Raw genomic sequence first — 17,220 nt, 5'->3', positions numbered from 1 at the left:
TGTGGCGATTTTACATGCAGATAGACGGTATTTTATGCAAAGAGGCTCAGCTTGGTAGTGCGCTTAATCACAGCGTTCATGAAGCCAGGCGTGGTGACTTTGCGTTGCTTTTATCTTTGCTGTCTCAGGACGCGTTAGATTTTAGCCAGTTTGACCTGCCTCATACGTCACCAGAAGAGCCCGATAAATCTGAAGCTGCATTAAAAAAGGCGTTACAGCTTGGTCCACAGAAGCCACTTGCGCCGGAACAGTTCAATATGTTGATAGGCCAGGACAATGGATTCCTGGTTCAGGAAGGGGATCTGGCAAGTCTTCGTCTAAAGGAGTGCTTACAACCAGAGCCTTATGCTGTGCGTAATGATAAAAAACATATTCCTCTACATATTGTCGATAATCTTGAACCGGCAGTAAGACAGAGGCTAGAAAAAACCAGAACCCCTCAAATGATTGTTGATAATAAAGACATCGATGCTGCAGGGTTTTATGATCAGATAGCCGGGGGGGAAATGCAATCTATGTTGCAGGTTGCTGTTTAAAGAAGCACACCGACGGCATGGGAATACAAAAGATGCTTTGGATAGGGTTATATATTTGTATGCACCAAATACAAATCTAAATGAGGAGAACATTTAGTTTTTGCTGAGTATCACTCTACGGGGACTCATCCCGTTTTACAGGGCGCTGCTTTGGCACCCTTAAAAACGCAGCAACAAAAAATTAAAAGTAATATTCAAGCGCGAGAACATTACACTTTATGGGTTATTGCGTATTCAATAACCCAAAAGTTTAGCCAGCCAACCTAGCCGTGGCACTTTTTGAACTTCTTCCCACTTTGGCAGGGACAAGGATCATTCCTGCTAATTTTTCTCTCAGGGCAGGCAAACAGGTCGCCATCTAGATAACGCCACAGCCCTGCTTCTTTTAAAAAGCGAGACCGTTCATGCATTGTGACGCACACGCCGCCATCAAGGTACATCGCTTTAAACTCCACAAAGTGATAATCAGTAGACTCACTGCACTGGATAATCTCTAACCCGACAAAGGTGACCTGTTCGGCAAATGCAAGGATACTGGCTTCACTGTTTTCTGCCCGCATGCTTTGTGCGTACGTATTATAAATATATCCTGCGTTTTTTAGGCAGTAAGCTGTATATCGAGAGCGCATTAGCTGCTGAGCGCTTTCAGGATGTCTACGACCTTCTAAAAAAGGCAGGCAGCACACTTGTGCTTCAGTTTCAGAACCGCAATAACACATATTTTCTCATTTGAACTTAATGCGCAACGACAGATGTTCCATGGCCAGAAGTGCGAGTAAAGCAAAATAACTCAGTATCACTCTCTATCAACTTAAACCGAGCAAGCTGCTGCTCAGATACAATGTCCGTCCAGGTAACCACCGCTGCAAAGTTGCCTTTGCATAAAGCGCTGTTAATAACATACTCCAAGTTTATCAAATGTCTCTGGCGCAGCACTAGTAACTTACTGCTGTCAATTGAGCTGTTATCCAGTAGTGCTTTGCTGGGTATATTGTCTGGTGCAATGAGCAGTGTCCATTTATGTAATGAGTTACACCGATACAGAATTTTTAATAGTTCCAAACTACTTACTATGTCATCTTCCGCATACACCAGCTGATAACGTTTATCGGCTGTGTTAGTTTGGGATAAAGAAATATTTTGCACTTGAGTATGTAACATAAGCAGGTCACTGGTTTTCTATACAGTGTTTATACAGTATTTCATACAGTGCTATTTGGCAAGTAAAATATCGCGTGTTTTTTGTCCTTTCTATTAGTATGTTGATTCCGTTTACTTTTATTGTGGGGTCGTGTCCTGATTAAAGTGCATCATCTGGTGGATTTGCTCATACAGAGTTGCAGCATAACATTGGGCATCGATGAATCGTTTTGCAGTCAGGTGTGTACGCACTTGTTCAAGTGTACCAGCCGCTGCCTGGTTTCCCTGACTTTGGGCGAGTGACAGCCAGGCAATACCATGAAAAACACTTTTCGGCACGCCCTGACCTTTGATAAACAGCATACCAAGATAAAATTGTGCTTTGTTGTCACCTGACATTGCAGCCAGTCGTAACCATTTCGCTGCGAGCGGATACTGTTTATTTTTCAGATAATAAAGCCCTTTTTTATAGGCTGCTTTGCTATCCGTGTCTGAGGGCCAGCGGTTTTCAGAGTCAGGCGTTGCGGTAACAAACTCCAAAACATTGAGAAGCTGTTGTTCCAAGTCATTGCCATTTGCAACTGCTAATTGGTTCTTTTTCATACTGATTTCACTTAATACGACCTAGATCAGAGTGTAGCTGATTTTTAACTATTTTGTCCGATTACACCAGAGATTTGTGATAAAATCCGGCTTTCGTTTCTATATAAAATACAAAGACATGCTGGAAAAATTATTTTCGCTCCGTGCACAGCAGAGCACAGTTAAAACCGAGTTTATTGCCGGTCTGACAACATTTGTCACTATGGTTTACATTGTATTTGTAAATCCGGCAATGTTGGCTGAAGCGGGCATTGATCATGGGGCTGCGTTTGTCGCCACCTGTTTAGCGGCAGCCATAGGCTGTTTCATCATGGGCCTGTGGGCCAACTATCCCCTAGCTTTGGCTCCGGGGATGGATTAAACGCCTTTTTCACCTATGGCGTTGTGCTTGGTATGGGCCACACCTGGCAAAGCGCTTTGGGGCGGTATTTTTATCAGGCTGCCTGTTCTTACTCCTAAGTGTTTTTAAAGTCAGGGAATGGTGATTCAGGCAATTCCTTTGGTACTGAAACAAGCAATAGCAACGGGTATTGGCGCTTTTCTGGCACTGATAGCCTTGAAAAACGCGCAGATCATTGTCGCCAGCCCCGCAACTTTTGTCCAATTAGGTGACATCACCAGCCCCGGTCCTTTGTTGGCCATTCTGAGCTTTTTGTGATTGCAGCTCTGATGTATCGGGATATGAAAAGTGGTGTGTTACTGAGTATTTTATTGGTAACGGTTTTGGCTTGGGCTCTTGGCTTGGTTGAATACACAGGTATTGTGTCGGCACCGCCAAGCATTGCACCCACTCTGGCGCAGCTGGATATTGCCAGCGCATTGGAAATTTCAATGCTGAGTGTCGTATTTGCATTTTTGTTTGTTGATTTGTTCGATACCAGCGGTACTTTGGTTGCGGTTACGCAAAAAGCGGGGATTGCTGACCAGGAGGGGCGTATGCCACGCCTGGGCAGAGCGCTATCTGCAGACAGCTCGGCGACCATTGCCGGCTCTTTCCTTGGTACGTCTACAACTACCTCATATATCGAGTCTGTGTCGGGTGTATCCGTGGGTGGCCGAACAGGTTTAACTGCCGTGGTAGTTGGACTGTGTTTCCTGCTCATGATGTTCTTCGCGCCATTGGCCCAGATGGTACCAGCTTATGCTACAGCAGGAGCCATATTGTACGTTGCTGTTTTGATGTTACAAAATCTGAAGCTAGTTAACTGGGATGATATGAGCGATGCGATACCGGTAAGCGTTGTATTGTTAATGACGCCGTTGACTTTTTCCATTGCTCACGGCATCGCACTTGGCTTTATTTCTTACACAGCGGTTAAACTGGCCTGTAATAGGCGAGAGGAAATTTCAATCAGTGTCTGGGTATTAACCGTGCTGTTTATTGTGAAGTTTGCGATCAGCTGAGGCTGATCACCACTTTTTCTTGGGAGCGAAAAGGACATCGAGATCGTCCTTTTCTTTCTCGGCTTTCTTTTTCACGGCCGACGCGTTAGAGGCTTTCAGCTCCGTGCTGATCTCACTCAGATATCCTTCCAGCAATGTTTTCTTTTCATTAATGTAGTCATCTGAATAAGAAACACCGCAAATGATTGCATAGGCTTTTTCAAAGTACTGTCGAGCTGAGCCTACCATGTTGGCGCTCTTAGCGGACAGCCCGCGTTTGATTTGGCTTTCAACGTTGATCCTAAGTTGTAACCGTTCCATTTTGCGGTCTTCTTGCACAAATACCTGTGTGTCTACCTTGCCTTTACTATGCTCTGAACGCAGCAGGTGGCGTAACTTTTTTATCCCCTGAACCAGCGCGATGAGTTGTTTGTCATTATCGGGCAGGACCACTTTGTCAGATTCGTTGGCATTTGGGGGCTCATTATTCATACGCTCCTGCGACTCGTGCATACGGCTTTTCAGCTCACGAGAGGTAGGAGACAATTCAACCATAGCTACAAGTGCATCATGCACTCGGCGTTGAATGATGCGGATCATCGCGCCCGACATAGGAATATTGCTGCTGTTGAGGATCACGTCTTCGGCTTCTTCTATGATCCGCTTTTGTTTGGCCAGCTCTTTACGGCGCTCCGCTTCTTGTTTTTCTCTGTGTTGTTGAATAGCACTAACCCACACAGCAATAACAATGAGTGCTACAATCAACAAAATTATTACGGTAACAAACATACCCGGATCTCTTCGTAAATCATACAGCTGATAGTTTTTTTATATTACATCAAATAATTGCGGATTGAACAGTGTTAATAACAAGAGACTTGAAAATCCAGCAATTCCATCATTTTTTAGTATAGCTTAATGGATGGAAGCTGGCTCTAATAGGCTCGGGAAAGTATTGTCCTATCGGATAGACTATAATTATGCTAGGCTGAAACATTATTGGCAGTATCTAATGATAAACGGCCTAGTCGTACACCAGATAACAATTAAAACAAATGCTTAGTTATGAAATTACAACAACTGAAATATATAGTTGAAGTTCTGAATCACAACCTCAATGTGTCTGCAACCGCAGAAAGCTTGTATACTTCCCAGCCGGGAATTTCCAAGCAAGTGCGTATGCTGGAAGACGAGCTTGGTGTACAGATCTTTGGCCGCAGTGGTAAGCATCTTACCCATGTTACCAGTGCCGGCAATGAAATAATCAATATTGCCCGTGAGATACTGTCAAAGGTGGAGGGCATTAAGGCCGTTGCCAATGAACATACTCTACCAGATCAGGGTAAGTTAAATATCGCAACCACGCATACGCAGGCGCGATATGCCTTGCCGAATGTGATCCAAGGTTTTATGCAAAAGTACCCGGCGGTTTCTTTGCATATGCATCAGGGAACGCCGCAGCAAATATCAGATGCTGCAGCCCGGGGCGATGCAGACTTTGCTATTGCGACGGAAGCACTGCATTTGTACGGCGACTTAATCATGTTGCCTTGCTATCACTGGAATCGCAGTATTGTAGTCACCAAAGACCATCCGCTGGCTAAAAAGGGCAGCAATATCACGGTACAGGATGTTGCAAAATATCCTTTGATTACTTATGTATTCGGTTTTACCGGGCGCTCAGAATTGGATAAAGCTTTTAATGCACATGGTTTGTCTCCGCATATAGTGTTCACAGCGACCGATGCAGATGTGATTAAAACCTATGTTCGACTGGGGCTTGGCGTCGGCGTGCTGGCAACTATGGCAGTGGATGAAGTGACAGATAAAGACTTGGTGTGTATCGATGCCAGTCATTTATTCGAGGCCAGTACCACCAAAATTGGTTTCAGAAAGGGGAGTTTCCTGCGTGGCTATATGTATGATTTCATTGAACGCTTTGCCCCTCATTTGACTAAAGATCTGGTCGAACGGGCCAGCCTGATGCGCAACCAGGAAGACGTAGACGCGTTATTTGAACATACTGAGTTACCAGTCAAATAATTGTTTAGTGGACAAAAAAGCCGCAATTGCGGCTTTTTTACTTGCAGAGCTTGCTGGTTAACATTCGATAATATTAACGCCAGTCCACCACGTGCTGTTTCTTTATATTTGGTTTTCATGTCATTGCCCGTATCTAGCATGGTCTTGATAACCTTATCTAGAGATACTTTCTGCTCACCGCTGCCACGCATTGCAAGGCGCGAAGCGTTGATGGCTTTCACCGCTCCCATGGCATTTCGTTCAATACACGGCACCTGTACTAACCCTCCAACCGGATCACACGTCAGACCCAGGTTATGCTCCATGCCAATTTCGGCGGCATTTTCTACGTGTACAACATTACCACCCATGATTTCGGTCAGGGCTCCTGCGGCCATAGAGCAGGCCACCCCCACTTCTCCCTGACAGCCCACTTCTGCACCAGAGATAGAAGCATTCTTCTTATAGAGAATACCAATCGCGGCAGCTGTTAGCAGGTAGCGTGTTGCAATTTCAGCATCCACCTCTTTGATGAAGGTATGATAATACATCAGTACAGCGGGTAGAATTCCTGCTGCGCCATTGGTTGGTGCTGTTACCACCCGACCACCCGCCGCATTTTCCTCATTAACTGCAAGCGCGAAAAGATCCACCCAATCCATAGCACGCAGGGGATCGTTACTATTTTCTACGTTCAGTTTTAAATACAAACTTGGTGCGCGCCGTTTTACTTTCAATCCACCAGGCAATATACCTTCAGTGCGCATACCTCGTTCAATACAGGCTTTCATCACTTCCCAAATGTGGAATAGTTCTGTTTTAATATCCTGTTCGCTGCGCAAAGTCTTTTCATTGTGCATCATCAACGAAGACACACTCAGGCCCGTCTCTTTACACATCTCCAGCAGCTGTTGGGCATTTTCGAAAGGATAGGGTGCCGGGTTCTGTTCACGTACATCCAATGCCGCTTGCTTCTCGGTGTCAAACTGTTCTTCAGTAACAATAAATCCACCACCGATTGAATAGTAACTTGGCTATGTACTAGCTCGGAACCAGAGAAAGCTTGCAATTCCATCGCATTAGAGTGCTTTGGCAAGGTTTTACGACGGTGGAAGACAATCGCCCCTTGTTTAGGGAAAGCGGCTTTATGAGCCTTGTCCAGATAAATTACTTGTTCGCGCTCAATGGTATCCAAAATCTCTGGGACTTTATCTGCGTCTACTGATTCGGGGTCGTATCCAGCTAAGCCCAGGATCACTGCTTTACCTGAGCCATGGCCTATGCCAGTTTGGCCCAGCGAGCCAAAGAGCTCTACTTTCACTGATGTGATCTGATCTATTATATTGTTGTCCTGCAGGTCTTTTACAAACAGGCGCGAAGCGCGCATAGGTCCGACAGTATGAGAAGATGACGGCCCAATACCAATACTGAACATATCAAATGCACTAATCATAAATTTTACTCAACATTGCCTCTGAACGGGCGCACATCATAACGTTAATTATTGCATAAGTAACCCATTTCACAGCAAAATTGTATACAGTTTTGGTTTCGTTAGAAGGGAATGTAGTCAATTAGCGGTCAAAAGTACTCAAAAGTGCCCAAACTCAATTGTTAGAGAGCAAGTTGATGGCAATTTTTAAACAGGTCAGGCCACTCTGGCAAGTAACTGCTGAACTATTTTGGCAGTCGCCCCCCAGAGCAAACCGTGTTCTGTCATCAAGCCTCGAAAGATCACGGTCTTGCCCCTTAATTGGGTCTGAACTGGTTGCCATGCACGCTGTTGCGCGAGCAGAGATAGTGGCAGGGTGAACACTTGCTCTACTTCGGCGCTGTGTGTTTCCCAGGTTGCATTGTCATCTAAAACTGCCAGGACAGGCGTAATACGAAAGCCTGTTAGTGTAGTGTGTAAAGGCAATACGCCAACTGGGTTAACTTGCTGCGGATCAAGGGCGATTTCTTCGTGGCTCTCACGCAGTGCCGTGGTGATCACTGAGGTGTCCTGTAATTCAACTTTGCCACCCGGAAAACAAAGCTGACTGGGGTGGCTGCGCAGTTGAGCACTGCGCTTACAAATTAGCACGGAGGCTTCTCCGTTCACCTCAAGCAGCGGCACTAAAACCGCACTTTCCTGACCTTGTCCTAAAACAGGCGTCTGGTTTGAGTCGCTTAAACTGAAGCGACTTATGACGTGTTGTAGATTCATAGAATGGGGAGTATCTTATTCACCTTGTGGTATGTCTCCTGATACTCTAACTCACAGTCCGAGTCTGCGACAATCCCTCCACCGGCCCAGCAGTAAATTTTTTGCTGGTGACACACCAATGTACGGATAGTGATCGAGGTATCCATCGCCCCACAGGCACTAAGATAACCAATCGAGCCGCAATAGGCGCTGCGTCTGTGTGGCTCCAGTTCTTCAATGATTTCCATTGCGCGGATCTTAGGGGCACCGGTAATAGACCCTCCGGGAAATGCGGCTTTGAGCTGGTCGACCGCGGTTTTACCTTCTGCCAGCTGAGCGGTTACCGTACTGACCAGATGGTGTACAGCCGGGAAGCTCTCAATTTCAAATAGCTTAGGAACTTGTACACTGCCGGGTTTGGCGACTTTGCCAAGATCGTTGCGCAGTAGGTCGACAATCATTACGTTTTCTGCGCGATCTTTGTACTGCGTTGCAGAGTGGCAGCCTGATGTGCATCTGCCTGCTGGTCTTGTAACCTGGGTAAAGTTCCTTTAATGGGCTTGGTCTCAATCTGGCCGTCTCGCACTGAGATAAAGCGCTCTGGTGATACCGACACTATTGCATCGTCTCCAAGGTTTATATAAGCGGAGAAAGGCGCCTGGTTTTTGGAGCGTAAGGTCTTATATGCTTGCCAGGGGGAACCCTGATAATCGGCACTAAACCTTTGTGCCAGATTTATCTGGTAACAATCGCCACTTTTCAAATAATCATGGATACGGGCAAACTTGGCAGCATATTCTGTCTGAGTCATATTCGCCTGCCAGTCGCTGATCAGTGAAAATGTACCGTTTGTAACAGGTTTTTTTTCTATGAACTGGCGATAAGTATTAAGTCGGTTATAGCCTGGCTGAGTAACAAAGTACCACCGGCTATGCAGGTTATCGTGGATCAATGCATCCGGATAAAGGCCGGCCACCATATCTGGTATTGCAATGTCCTGTGCTGCACTTTGAGGCATGCTTTCTATATATCTGCCAAGGTCATAACCAAAATAGCCGAGCCAGCCACCGCAAAAAGGCACATCTGAATGTGAAATGGCTTCCAGTTCAGCGAGTTTCTCTTGCATGATGGTGAATCCATCTCGCTCAACGCATGTACCATCAAGAAAAAATTGTCCTTCTCTGGCTTCTAGTACGCACACCGGGTTGATACTCATGATATCAAACCGGCTATTTTCGTGTTTGGCGTCGCTGGAATCGAGCAGTATCGCCAGCGGCGCAGAGGCAAGGGTGTCGAACACCTCAATGGTGGACAAAGAAATGTCTAGTTCAATGTAGTTACTACCTGGATTTATCATTAACTGAACCCGAATGCTAGCCCGAAACGGGCGAGGAGGGTATCATAATTGTCATTGAATCCATAGCGTGTTTGATTGCATTCCAGCTTGTGAATTTGGATAAGCACAGGACTTTAGTCGCTAATCTGTGATTGCGATACTCACTTTTCGCAAGATGGTATATAATCGCGCCTCTCAATAAACACCGGTTTACCTCGTCACAGGCCGGAGAATAAAGGAACCGTCATGAGTACTATTCGTCAGCAAGACTTTATTGACAGCATCGAAGATGCGTTACAATACATTTCTTACTATCACCCGTTGGATTTTGTTCAGGCTTTAGAAAAAGCGTACGACAAAGAACAAAGTAAAGCAGCTAAAGATGCGATTGCACAAATCTTGATTAACTCTCGTATGTCCGCAGAGGGCAAGCGTCCGTTATGTCAGGATACGGGGATCGTGACCTGTTTTGTAAAGGTCGGTATGGATGTTAAATGGGACAAGACGGACCTGACTGTACAGCAAATGGTGGACGAAGGTACACGTCGTGCTTACACCAATCCAGATAATCCGTTGCGTGCTTCCATAGTTGCAGACCCTGCTGGTGCGCGCAAAAACACCAAAGACAATACGCCTTCTGTTGTGCACATCGATATGGTACCGGGCGCTGAGGTTGAGGTGATGATCGCAGCCAAAGGTGGTGGCTCAGAGAACAAGACTAAAATGGTGATGCTGAACCCATCAGACGATGTTGCTGCCTGGGTAGAGAAAACGTTACCGACTATGGGTGCAGGTTGGTGTCCACCAGGTATGCTGGGAATAGGTATCGGTGGTACTGCTGAAAAAGCAGCTGTACTGGCAAAAGAGTCTCTGATGGATCCGGTTGATATCCATGAACTTATGGAGCGTGGCGCTGAAACGGCCGAAGAAAAACTACGCCTGGAAATTTTCGAACGTGCAAATAAGCTTGGTATTGGTGCTCAGGGTCTCGGCGGTTTAACTACCGTTGTAGACGTTAAAATCAAGTCTGCACCAACACACGCTGCCTCTAAACCAGTGGTTATGATCCCTAACTGTGCTGCAACGCGCCACGTACATTTCACATTAGACGGTTCGGGTCCTGCTGATCTTAAAGCGCCGAAACTTGAAGACTGGCCTGAAGTGACTTGGGAAGTGGGTGAAGATACTCGCCGTGTTAACCTGGATGAGATCACCAAAGATGATATCCAAGACTGGAAAATGGGCGAAACAGTGCTGTTATCCGGTAAGATCCTGACGGGTCGTGATGCTGCACATAAACGTTTGCAGGATATGATTAACTCAGGCGAGGGGCTGCCAGAGGGGGTTGACCTGACTAACAAGTTTATTTACTACGTGGGCCCTGTTGACGCTGTGGGTGATGAGGTGGTAGGTCCAGCTGGCCCAACAACATCGACTCGTATGGATAAGTTCACTGAATTGATGTTAGAAAAGACCGGACTTATTGGCATGATCGGTAAGGCTGAGCGTGGTCCAGCTACGGTTGAATCTATCAAAGAAAACAAAGCCGTCTATCTGATGGCCGTAGGTGGCGCAGCTTATCTGGTAGCCAAAGCAATTAAGAAAGCCAGAGTGGTTGCGTTTGAAGATCTCGGTATGGAAGCAATCTACGAATTTGAAGTAGAAGACATGCCTGTGACTGTTGCAGTTGACAGTGATGGTGTGAACGCCCATACGCAGGGACCAGCTATCTGGAAAGCCAAAATTGAAGAACTGGATAGCAAACTTAAGTAAGCGTATATCCATTCAGAATTAAAAAGAGGGCACGGCCCTCTTTTTTGATCTCGCAGTGTTGGGCCTGGCTACAGACATCGCGCACCTCAGGACATTGGCTACCTATCACCTAATCTCATCTGACCTGCTCATATCGTAAAAATAATAATACGCAAACACGCCTGTTGACGTTTACGTAAAGATTAACCACCAGGAATTGTAAAAATAACGAAGAATTAAACTCATATAGTCCATCATTGTGCATAATCAAGTTAATGTATGGCTAATTAATGTATCATGCAGGCAGCTTTAACGCTTTTGGAGTCAATATCAACTCATATTGTGGATTGGATAGAGAGTTAGTGATACAGTTCGATGAATTTCAGCGCTATCTGACTCAAAGTCAGTCTATAACGGAGAACAAACAAAGTGGCTGTATTTAACCAAGTTGAATTTGATAACCACGAACAGGTGGTTTTTTGTTCTGATGAGGCTTCAGGCCTGAAGGCAATCATTGCTGTTCACAACACCAAACTGGGTCCGGCCGTGGGCGGTTGTCGGCTATGGGACTATGCAGATGATGCAGATGCTGTGTACGACGTACTGCGCCTTTCAAAGGGGATGACCTACAAGAACGCAGTTGCACGTTTGCCTTTCGGTGGCGGTAAATCTGTGATCATTGGTGATGCCAAAAAAATCAAATCTGAAGCGTTATTCAGAGCATTTGGCAGACACCTTGAGCGCCTTGGTGGCAGCTACTATTCAGCCGAAGACGTAAACATCACAACGGGTGATGTGATGACAATGCATAAAGAGACCAACTATGTTATGGGTCTTGAGGGCAAAAGTGGTAACCCGTCGCCGTTCACTGCGCTGGGCACTTTTTTGGGTATTAAGGCTGCTTATCAGCACAAACATGGTCATCAGGACTTGTCTGGTGTAAAAGTCTCAGTACAAGGTCTTGGTGCTGTTGCATATACTTTGTGTAAGCATCTGCATGAAGCGGGTGCTGAGCTGTTCGTGACCGATATCAATCAGGCATCGATTGACAGAGTCGTGAATGACTTTGGTGCGACTGCTGTAAGCATTGACGAAATCTATGATCTGGATGTTGATGTATACGCTCCATGTGCATTGGGTGCAACAGTCAACGATGAGACGATCCCTCGCATCAAAGCCAGCATAATTGCGGGTTGCGCGAACAACCAGCTTGCTGAATCAAGACACGGCGAAATCCTGCGTGAAAAAGGCGTACTTTATGCTCCTGATTACGTTATCAATGCCGGTGGTATCATTAACGTGTACTACGAGACAAAGCCGGAAGGTTATAGTGAAGAAGCGGCAACTAAACATGTTGAAGGCATCTATGATACCTTGACTGAAATCTTCGCTCGCTCTGATGCTGAACAAAAGTCAACTCACCTGATTGCTGATGAGCTTGCACAGGAGATCATCGCAAACGGTTTGTAATCACCGGGCGATGCTATCAATATAGGGGGTTATTACTCCCTCTATATTGAATTATGAAACAAATCAAACCTTCAGATTGGCCCAGAGCCGAACACTTCGATTTCTATCAAAGCTTTGAACAGCCTTATTTCAACATAACGACTCGCCTTAAAACAGGCAAACTCCATACCTTGTGTAAGCAGCACCAGCTTTCATTTACTTTTAGTTATTTATACTGCTTAAGTAAGGCTTGCCAGAATTATGCGCCTATTCGCTATCGTATTGTCGACAAGCACCCCTGCGTTGTTGATCAAGTCGACATGAGCTGCGTATTTTTGCGCGAAGACAAGAGCTTTCGATTTGTGCCTCTAGTTGCTAGTAAAGATATCCACGACTACATTAAAGAGAATAACGAACAAAAAAAGGCGTTTTTGGAGCGGCCTTTGGTTAGTGAACACTTTTTGGAAACTTGTGAGGATCCTCAGCAACTTTATTTATCAATTTTGCCTTGGCTTGACTTTAGCAGCTTTAGTCACGCTCGCAGTGCAAAAGATAACCTGGGCATTCCTAAGTGTGTCTTCGGGCGCTTGGATAAACAAACAGGGGAACTGCCATTCTCCGTTGAGGTGCACCATGGTTTGATGGATGGTTTGCATGTAGCAGAGTTTATCCAGGAAATAGAAACACAATGCAAATTACTGTGTGAACAATTATTAGGCTGAGCTTCCTGTATCCTTGGAACTATTGTTGCTAAAAAGTGGATGAAAAACGTCTGTTGTTACGTTAGTTCATTGATATTTAAAGCGAAATTAAACGCTAAATTGTTTAAGTGAAAGGCGGTGTAGGGGCGCTAAATAGCTGTAATAAAATGTAAATAAAGTTGCTTTGTGTATGAAATATAAGTGCTTAAGGTTTTTATTCTTGGTTTCCTTGTTAATACAATGTTTTTTTCAATTTATTTCATCGCGACAAGCAAAAATTGTTTTAAACATGAAGTTGACATGGGCAATAGCATTTAGCATTATTGCACGGTTGATACTGCTAAAAGTATCCGGGGTACTCTCTAAGAGAGTGCAAAAATTATAAAAGTAACATTACTTAATTGGTTGGGAACTATGTCTGTTAAAATCAGAAAGAGCCTTGTAGCTTCAGCGCTTTTTGGCGCAGCGGCAATTGCAAGCAGCAATGTGATGGCAGATCCTTTGAATGACATACAAAAAGTAGGTCAGCAAACTCAAACGGCTGCTAAAAAGTCTCAAGACAAGATTGATGGTATCTACGGTCAAACTATCGAAATGGTAGCTGAGTACCGTGGAATTGTTGACGAAACAGAACTTCTGAAAGTTTACAACGACCACGTAGCACGTTTGGTTGCAGACCAAAATGCAAATATCGAATCTCTAGAACGTCAGATCGCGACGGTTGATAAAACTAAGCAAGACGTTGTGCCTTTGATGTATCGCATGATTGATACACTCGAGCAATTCATCAAAGCGGACGTGCCGTTTGATACTGAAAAGCGTCTAGAGCGCATCGAAAGACTACGTGAAACGCTTACTAACGCAAAAGTAACGACGTCTGAAAAATACCGTCAGGTACTTGAAGCATACAGCATTGAAACTAACTACGGTTCAGCAATGGTTGCTTCTCAAGGTTCACTTGAAATCAACGGTAAAAACATCAATGTTGACTTCGCCCGTCTGGGCCGTATCGCATTCGTAGCTCAGTCTTTCGACCAGAAGCACGCGTGGGTTTGGAACACCAGCAGCAAGAAGTGGGATGAACTAGGTGAAGAATATCTGAAGCCTATCAAAGACATGATCCGTATCGCACGTGGTCAGGCTGCCCCAGAACTAGTTAAACTACCTATTTTCGGCGCGGAGTAATAAAACATGAAGAAACTATTTAAAGGTTTTGCCGTTGCTGCAGCATTAACAGTTTCTGCTGGTGGCGCGTTGAACGCACATGCAAATACTGATTCTCTGGATAAGATTCTGGAGCAGGTAAAGCAGAACCGTATCTCTGAAGGTAAAATTAACAAAGCTCGCGAACAAGAGTTCCTGTCAGATCGTGCTGACAAGCAAGCTTTGCTAAACAAAGCTAAGCGCGACCTGGCTGCTGAAAAAGCACGTGGTGAGCGTCTTAACAAGCAGTTCAAACAGAACGAAGTTACACTAGCAGAGAAAGAAACTGAGCTACTTAACGCTCAGGGTACTCTGGGTGAAATGTTCGGTGTGGTACGTCGTAACGCTGCTGAAGCTATCGGTTCTATCGAAGCATCAATCATCAGTGCTGAAAAACCAGGACGTTCAGAAGTTCTTCGTTCTCTGGCAGCAGCTAAAGAACTACCAACTACTCGTGAGCTGGAAGAACTTTGGATTGCTTTCCAAACTGAAATGACTGAATCAGCTAAGATCTCTACTTTCGAATCAGAAGTAGCAGAGCTAAGCGGTGACATCAATGTTAAGCAAGTAACACGTGTTGGTAACTTCAACCTGGTAACTAAAGACGGTTACGTTGTTTACGATGCAGAAAACAAGCAAATCGTACCACTTGGTAAGCAGCCTTCTTCAGACGTTCTGGCAACTGTTGCTGATCTTCTGAGCACATCTGCTGACCAGTACACACCTTTCGTTGTTGACCCAACGCGTGGTGCTATCCTACGTCTGAACACTCAGCGTGCAACTGTTGAAGAACGTTGGCACCAGGGTGACACTGTAGGTTACATCATCACTGCATTGCTGGCACTAGGTGCGTTGATCGCTGTTGTTCGTTTCCTAGACCTAATGCTGGTTGGTGCGAAGATCAAGTCGCAAATCAAGAACGCTAATAACCCAAGTGACAACAACCCACTGGGCCGCATCTTGAAAGTGTACCACGATAACAAGAACCAAGACGTTGAAAACCTTGAGCTTAAACTTGACGAAGCAATTCTACGTGAAACGCCTCGCATCGAAGCTGGTATCAACATCATCAAGATCCTTGCAGCTATCGCACCTCTACTAGGTCTACTAGGTACGGTTGTTGGTATGATCCTGACGTTCGAATCAATCACACTATTTGGTACTGGTGATCCTAAGATCATGGCAGGTAACATCTCTCTAGCTCTTGTTACTACTGCGCTTGGTCTAATTGCTGCGCTACCGTTAATCCTACTTCACGCTATCGTTGCGGGTCGTAGTAAATCTATCCTACACATTCTTGACGAGCAAAGCGCGGGTATCGTTGCTGCGCACGCGGAGAAGGAGAGAGCATAATGCTAGTCCTGGTGGAGACGTGGGAATCTATCAGGGATTTTGTTGCTACAGGCGGCGATGTATTATACGTGGTCGCGATAGCACTCTTTCTAATGTGGGTATTAATGATTGAGCGCTATTGGTTCCTATTGGCTGAATTTCCTAAAATTAAAAAGGGAATAGTAAGCAGATGGGATGCCCGCCAAGATACTACATCTTGGTACGCACACAGAATCCGCGATGCATGGATTTCTGAAGCGTCTGAAAAATTAGATGAGCGCATGTTGATTATCAAAACATTGGTTGCAATGTGTCCGTTAATCGGTCTACTAGGTACAGTGACAGGTATGATTTCGGTATTCGAAACCATGGCTACACAAGGTACTGGTAACCCTCGATTGATGGCCTCAGGCATCTCAATGGCAACGATACCAACAATGGCTGGAATGGTTGCGGCACTATCAGGTGTATTCTTTAGTACCCGTCTGGAAGCGAGAGCTAAGATGGCTAAAGAAAAACTAATTGATAGCTTGCCACATCACTAGAGAGAGATTTTATTATGGCACGTAAACAACGTTTTCGTGAGGAAGAAGAAGCAGCAGTAGACATGACCCCGATGCTAGACATCGTATTCATCATGTTGATCTTCTTCATCGTTACCACCTCTTTTGTTAAAGAGGCCGGTATTGAAGTTAAAAAGCCAAAAGCTGCACAGGCACAACAAACTAAGAATGCGAACATCTTTATCGCTATCCGTGAAAACGGTGAGATCTGGATGGACAAGCGTCAGGTTGATGTTGAGCGTGTAAGTGCGAACCTTGAAAATCTGTTAGCTGAGCAACAAACTGAGACCGTTATTATCCAGGCGGATAAAGGCGCGAAACACGGCGTAGTTGTTAAGGTAATGGACCAGATTAAGGCAACTGACGACGCCTTGAAGATTTCAATAGCTGGAGCTAAGTGATGATTCGATTTCTGTTTTCACTTCTTGCAGGTGGGGCAGTAACCTTCGGCTTATTCTTCTTTATGTCCTATCTTATCTCAGGAGGAGCGGATAGGGCTGATAATAAGAAGGAAGAGATCATAGTCGAGATTATGTCGAATCCGCCTGAATCAGATGTGCAGGAGAGGAAGCGTGTACCGCCTCCACCTCCTCCACCGCCAAAGCAGCCGCCTAAACCGCAGCCGCCTCAGCCTGAGAATGCTAACCCGAATGCAGGTGCAATTGGTTTTAACATGCCTAGCATCGATATCGGTGGCACAGCTGGTGGTTTAAGTGGTCCTGGTGATTTCGGTCGTGACGGTGAAGCAACACCTATCGTTCGTATCGAACCTAAGTATCCGCCTCAAGCAGCGCGTGATGGTAAAGAAGGCTGGGTACAGCTGCGCTTCACTATCAATGAGCTGGGCGGTGTAGATGACATTGAGATCATCGATGCTGAACCAAAGCGTATTTTCAACCGTGAAGCAAAACGAGCGCTTCGCAAGTGGAAATACAGACCTAAAATTGTTGATGGTAAGCCGCAAAAGCAACCTGGTATTACTGTACAACTTGACTTTAAACTTAACCAAGACTAA

Annotated in this window: 15 protein-coding genes and 3 pseudogenes; 11 read left to right on the top strand and 7 right to left on the bottom strand. The window is 45.3% G+C overall.

Annotated elements, in window-relative coordinates; all coding sequences use genetic code 11:
* Positions 1–14: 14 nt before the first annotated feature.
* Positions 15–536 (top strand): VC2046/SO_2500 family protein, encoded by a 522-nt coding sequence (locus ELR70_RS16945; RefSeq protein WP_054016754.1) that lies wholly within the window; start codon positions 15–17, stop codon positions 534–536.
* A gap of 263 nt (positions 537–799) precedes the next feature.
* Here ELR70_RS16945 and ELR70_RS16940 read toward each other — a convergent pair whose 3' ends face one another.
* The 3 genes from ELR70_RS16940 to ELR70_RS16930 form a co-directional block, all read right to left on the bottom strand.
* A complete protein-coding gene (locus ELR70_RS16940; RefSeq protein WP_082353291.1) occupies positions 800–1,255 on the bottom strand; it encodes a YchJ family metal-binding protein in 456 nt (151 codons plus the stop codon).
* 16 nt (positions 1,256–1,271) lie between these two features.
* Positions 1,272–1,697, bottom strand: a complete 426-nt coding sequence (locus tag ELR70_RS16935) for a SulA-like leucine-rich domain-containing protein (protein ID WP_054016755.1) — start codon at positions 1,695–1,697, stop codon at positions 1,272–1,274.
* Positions 1,698–1,814: 117 nt separating this feature from the next.
* On the bottom strand, positions 1,815–2,279 hold the full coding sequence (locus ELR70_RS16930) for an SEL1-like repeat protein (protein WP_054016756.1): 465 nt from the start codon (positions 2,277–2,279) through the stop codon (positions 1,815–1,817).
* 118 nt (positions 2,280–2,397) lie between these two features.
* On the opposite strand from ELR70_RS16930, the pseudogene ELR70_RS16925 reads away from it, so the two are divergent.
* Positions 2,398–3,683, top strand: a pseudogene (locus ELR70_RS16925) (NCS2 family permease).
* Between the two features lie 6 nt (positions 3,684–3,689).
* Here the strand turns inward: ELR70_RS16925 and ELR70_RS16920 are convergent.
* Positions 3,690–4,451: a hypothetical protein gene (locus tag ELR70_RS16920; RefSeq protein WP_054016758.1), complete on the bottom strand. Its 762-nt coding sequence runs from the start codon at positions 4,449–4,451 to the stop codon at positions 3,690–3,692.
* Positions 4,452–4,727: 276 nt separating this feature from the next.
* Here ELR70_RS16920 and cysB point away from each other — a divergent pair, with 276 nt between their 5' ends.
* A complete protein-coding gene (cysB, locus tag ELR70_RS16915; RefSeq protein WP_054016759.1) occupies positions 4,728–5,705 on the top strand; it encodes an HTH-type transcriptional regulator CysB in 978 nt (325 codons plus the stop codon).
* A 57-nt stretch (positions 5,706–5,762) separates the two neighbouring features.
* Here the strand turns inward: cysB and ELR70_RS16910 are convergent.
* The 3 genes and pseudogenes from ELR70_RS16910 to pabB form a co-directional block, all read right to left on the bottom strand.
* Positions 5,763–7,137 (bottom strand): annotated as a pseudogene (locus tag ELR70_RS16910) (L-serine ammonia-lyase).
* Between the two features lie 195 nt (positions 7,138–7,332).
* Positions 7,333–7,890, bottom strand: coding sequence for a CoA pyrophosphatase (locus ELR70_RS16905; RefSeq protein ID WP_054016761.1), 558 nt, complete (start codon positions 7,888–7,890; stop codon positions 7,333–7,335).
* Positions 7,887–9,226, bottom strand: a pseudogene (gene pabB, locus ELR70_RS16900) (aminodeoxychorismate synthase component I). Before pabB ends, ELR70_RS16905 begins: the two are co-directional and overlap by 4 nt.
* A 225-nt stretch (positions 9,227–9,451) precedes the next feature.
* Here pabB and ELR70_RS16895 point away from each other — a divergent pair.
* The 8 genes from ELR70_RS16895 (at position 9,452) to ELR70_RS16860 (ending at position 17,220) form a co-directional block, all read left to right on the top strand.
* Positions 9,452–10,978, top strand: a complete 1,527-nt coding sequence (locus tag ELR70_RS16895) for a fumarate hydratase (RefSeq protein ID WP_054016763.1) — start codon at positions 9,452–9,454, stop codon at positions 10,976–10,978.
* 408 nt (positions 10,979–11,386) lie between these two features.
* Positions 11,387–12,427, top strand: coding sequence for a Glu/Leu/Phe/Val dehydrogenase (locus ELR70_RS16890; protein WP_054016764.1), 1,041 nt, complete (start codon positions 11,387–11,389; stop codon positions 12,425–12,427).
* A gap of 53 nt (positions 12,428–12,480) precedes the next feature.
* Positions 12,481–13,128, top strand: a complete 648-nt coding sequence (locus tag ELR70_RS16885; protein ID WP_054016765.1) for a CatA-like O-acetyltransferase — start codon at positions 12,481–12,483, stop codon at positions 13,126–13,128.
* Between the two features lie 393 nt (positions 13,129–13,521).
* Positions 13,522–14,292 carry a DUF3450 domain-containing protein gene (locus ELR70_RS16880; protein WP_054016766.1) on the top strand — a complete coding sequence of 257 codons (771 nt, stop codon included), beginning with the start codon at positions 13,522–13,524 and terminating at the stop codon, positions 14,290–14,292.
* A 6-nt stretch (positions 14,293–14,298) separates the two neighbouring features.
* Complete coding sequence (locus tag ELR70_RS16875) at positions 14,299–15,663, top strand: MotA/TolQ/ExbB proton channel family protein (RefSeq protein WP_054016767.1); 1,365 nt, start codon at positions 14,299–14,301, stop codon at positions 15,661–15,663.
* On the top strand, positions 15,663–16,187 hold the full coding sequence (locus ELR70_RS16870; RefSeq protein WP_010381817.1) for a MotA/TolQ/ExbB proton channel family protein: 525 nt from the start codon (positions 15,663–15,665) through the stop codon (positions 16,185–16,187). Before ELR70_RS16875 ends, ELR70_RS16870 begins: the two co-directional genes overlap by 1 nt.
* A 14-nt stretch (positions 16,188–16,201) precedes the next feature.
* A complete protein-coding gene (locus ELR70_RS16865; protein WP_010381814.1) occupies positions 16,202–16,606 on the top strand; it encodes a biopolymer transporter ExbD in 405 nt (134 codons plus the stop codon).
* Positions 16,606–17,220, top strand: a complete 615-nt coding sequence (locus ELR70_RS16860) for a TonB family protein (RefSeq protein WP_021032687.1) — start codon at positions 16,606–16,608, stop codon at positions 17,218–17,220. Before ELR70_RS16865 ends, ELR70_RS16860 begins: the two co-directional genes overlap by 1 nt.

It is taken from the genome of Pseudoalteromonas sp. R3 (assembly GCF_004014715.1).
In the GTDB taxonomy this organism is placed as follows: domain Bacteria; phylum Pseudomonadota; class Gammaproteobacteria; order Enterobacterales; family Alteromonadaceae; genus Pseudoalteromonas.
Note: the sequence above shows the minus strand (reverse complement) of the source record. Positions and strands in the feature narration are given on the sequence as shown.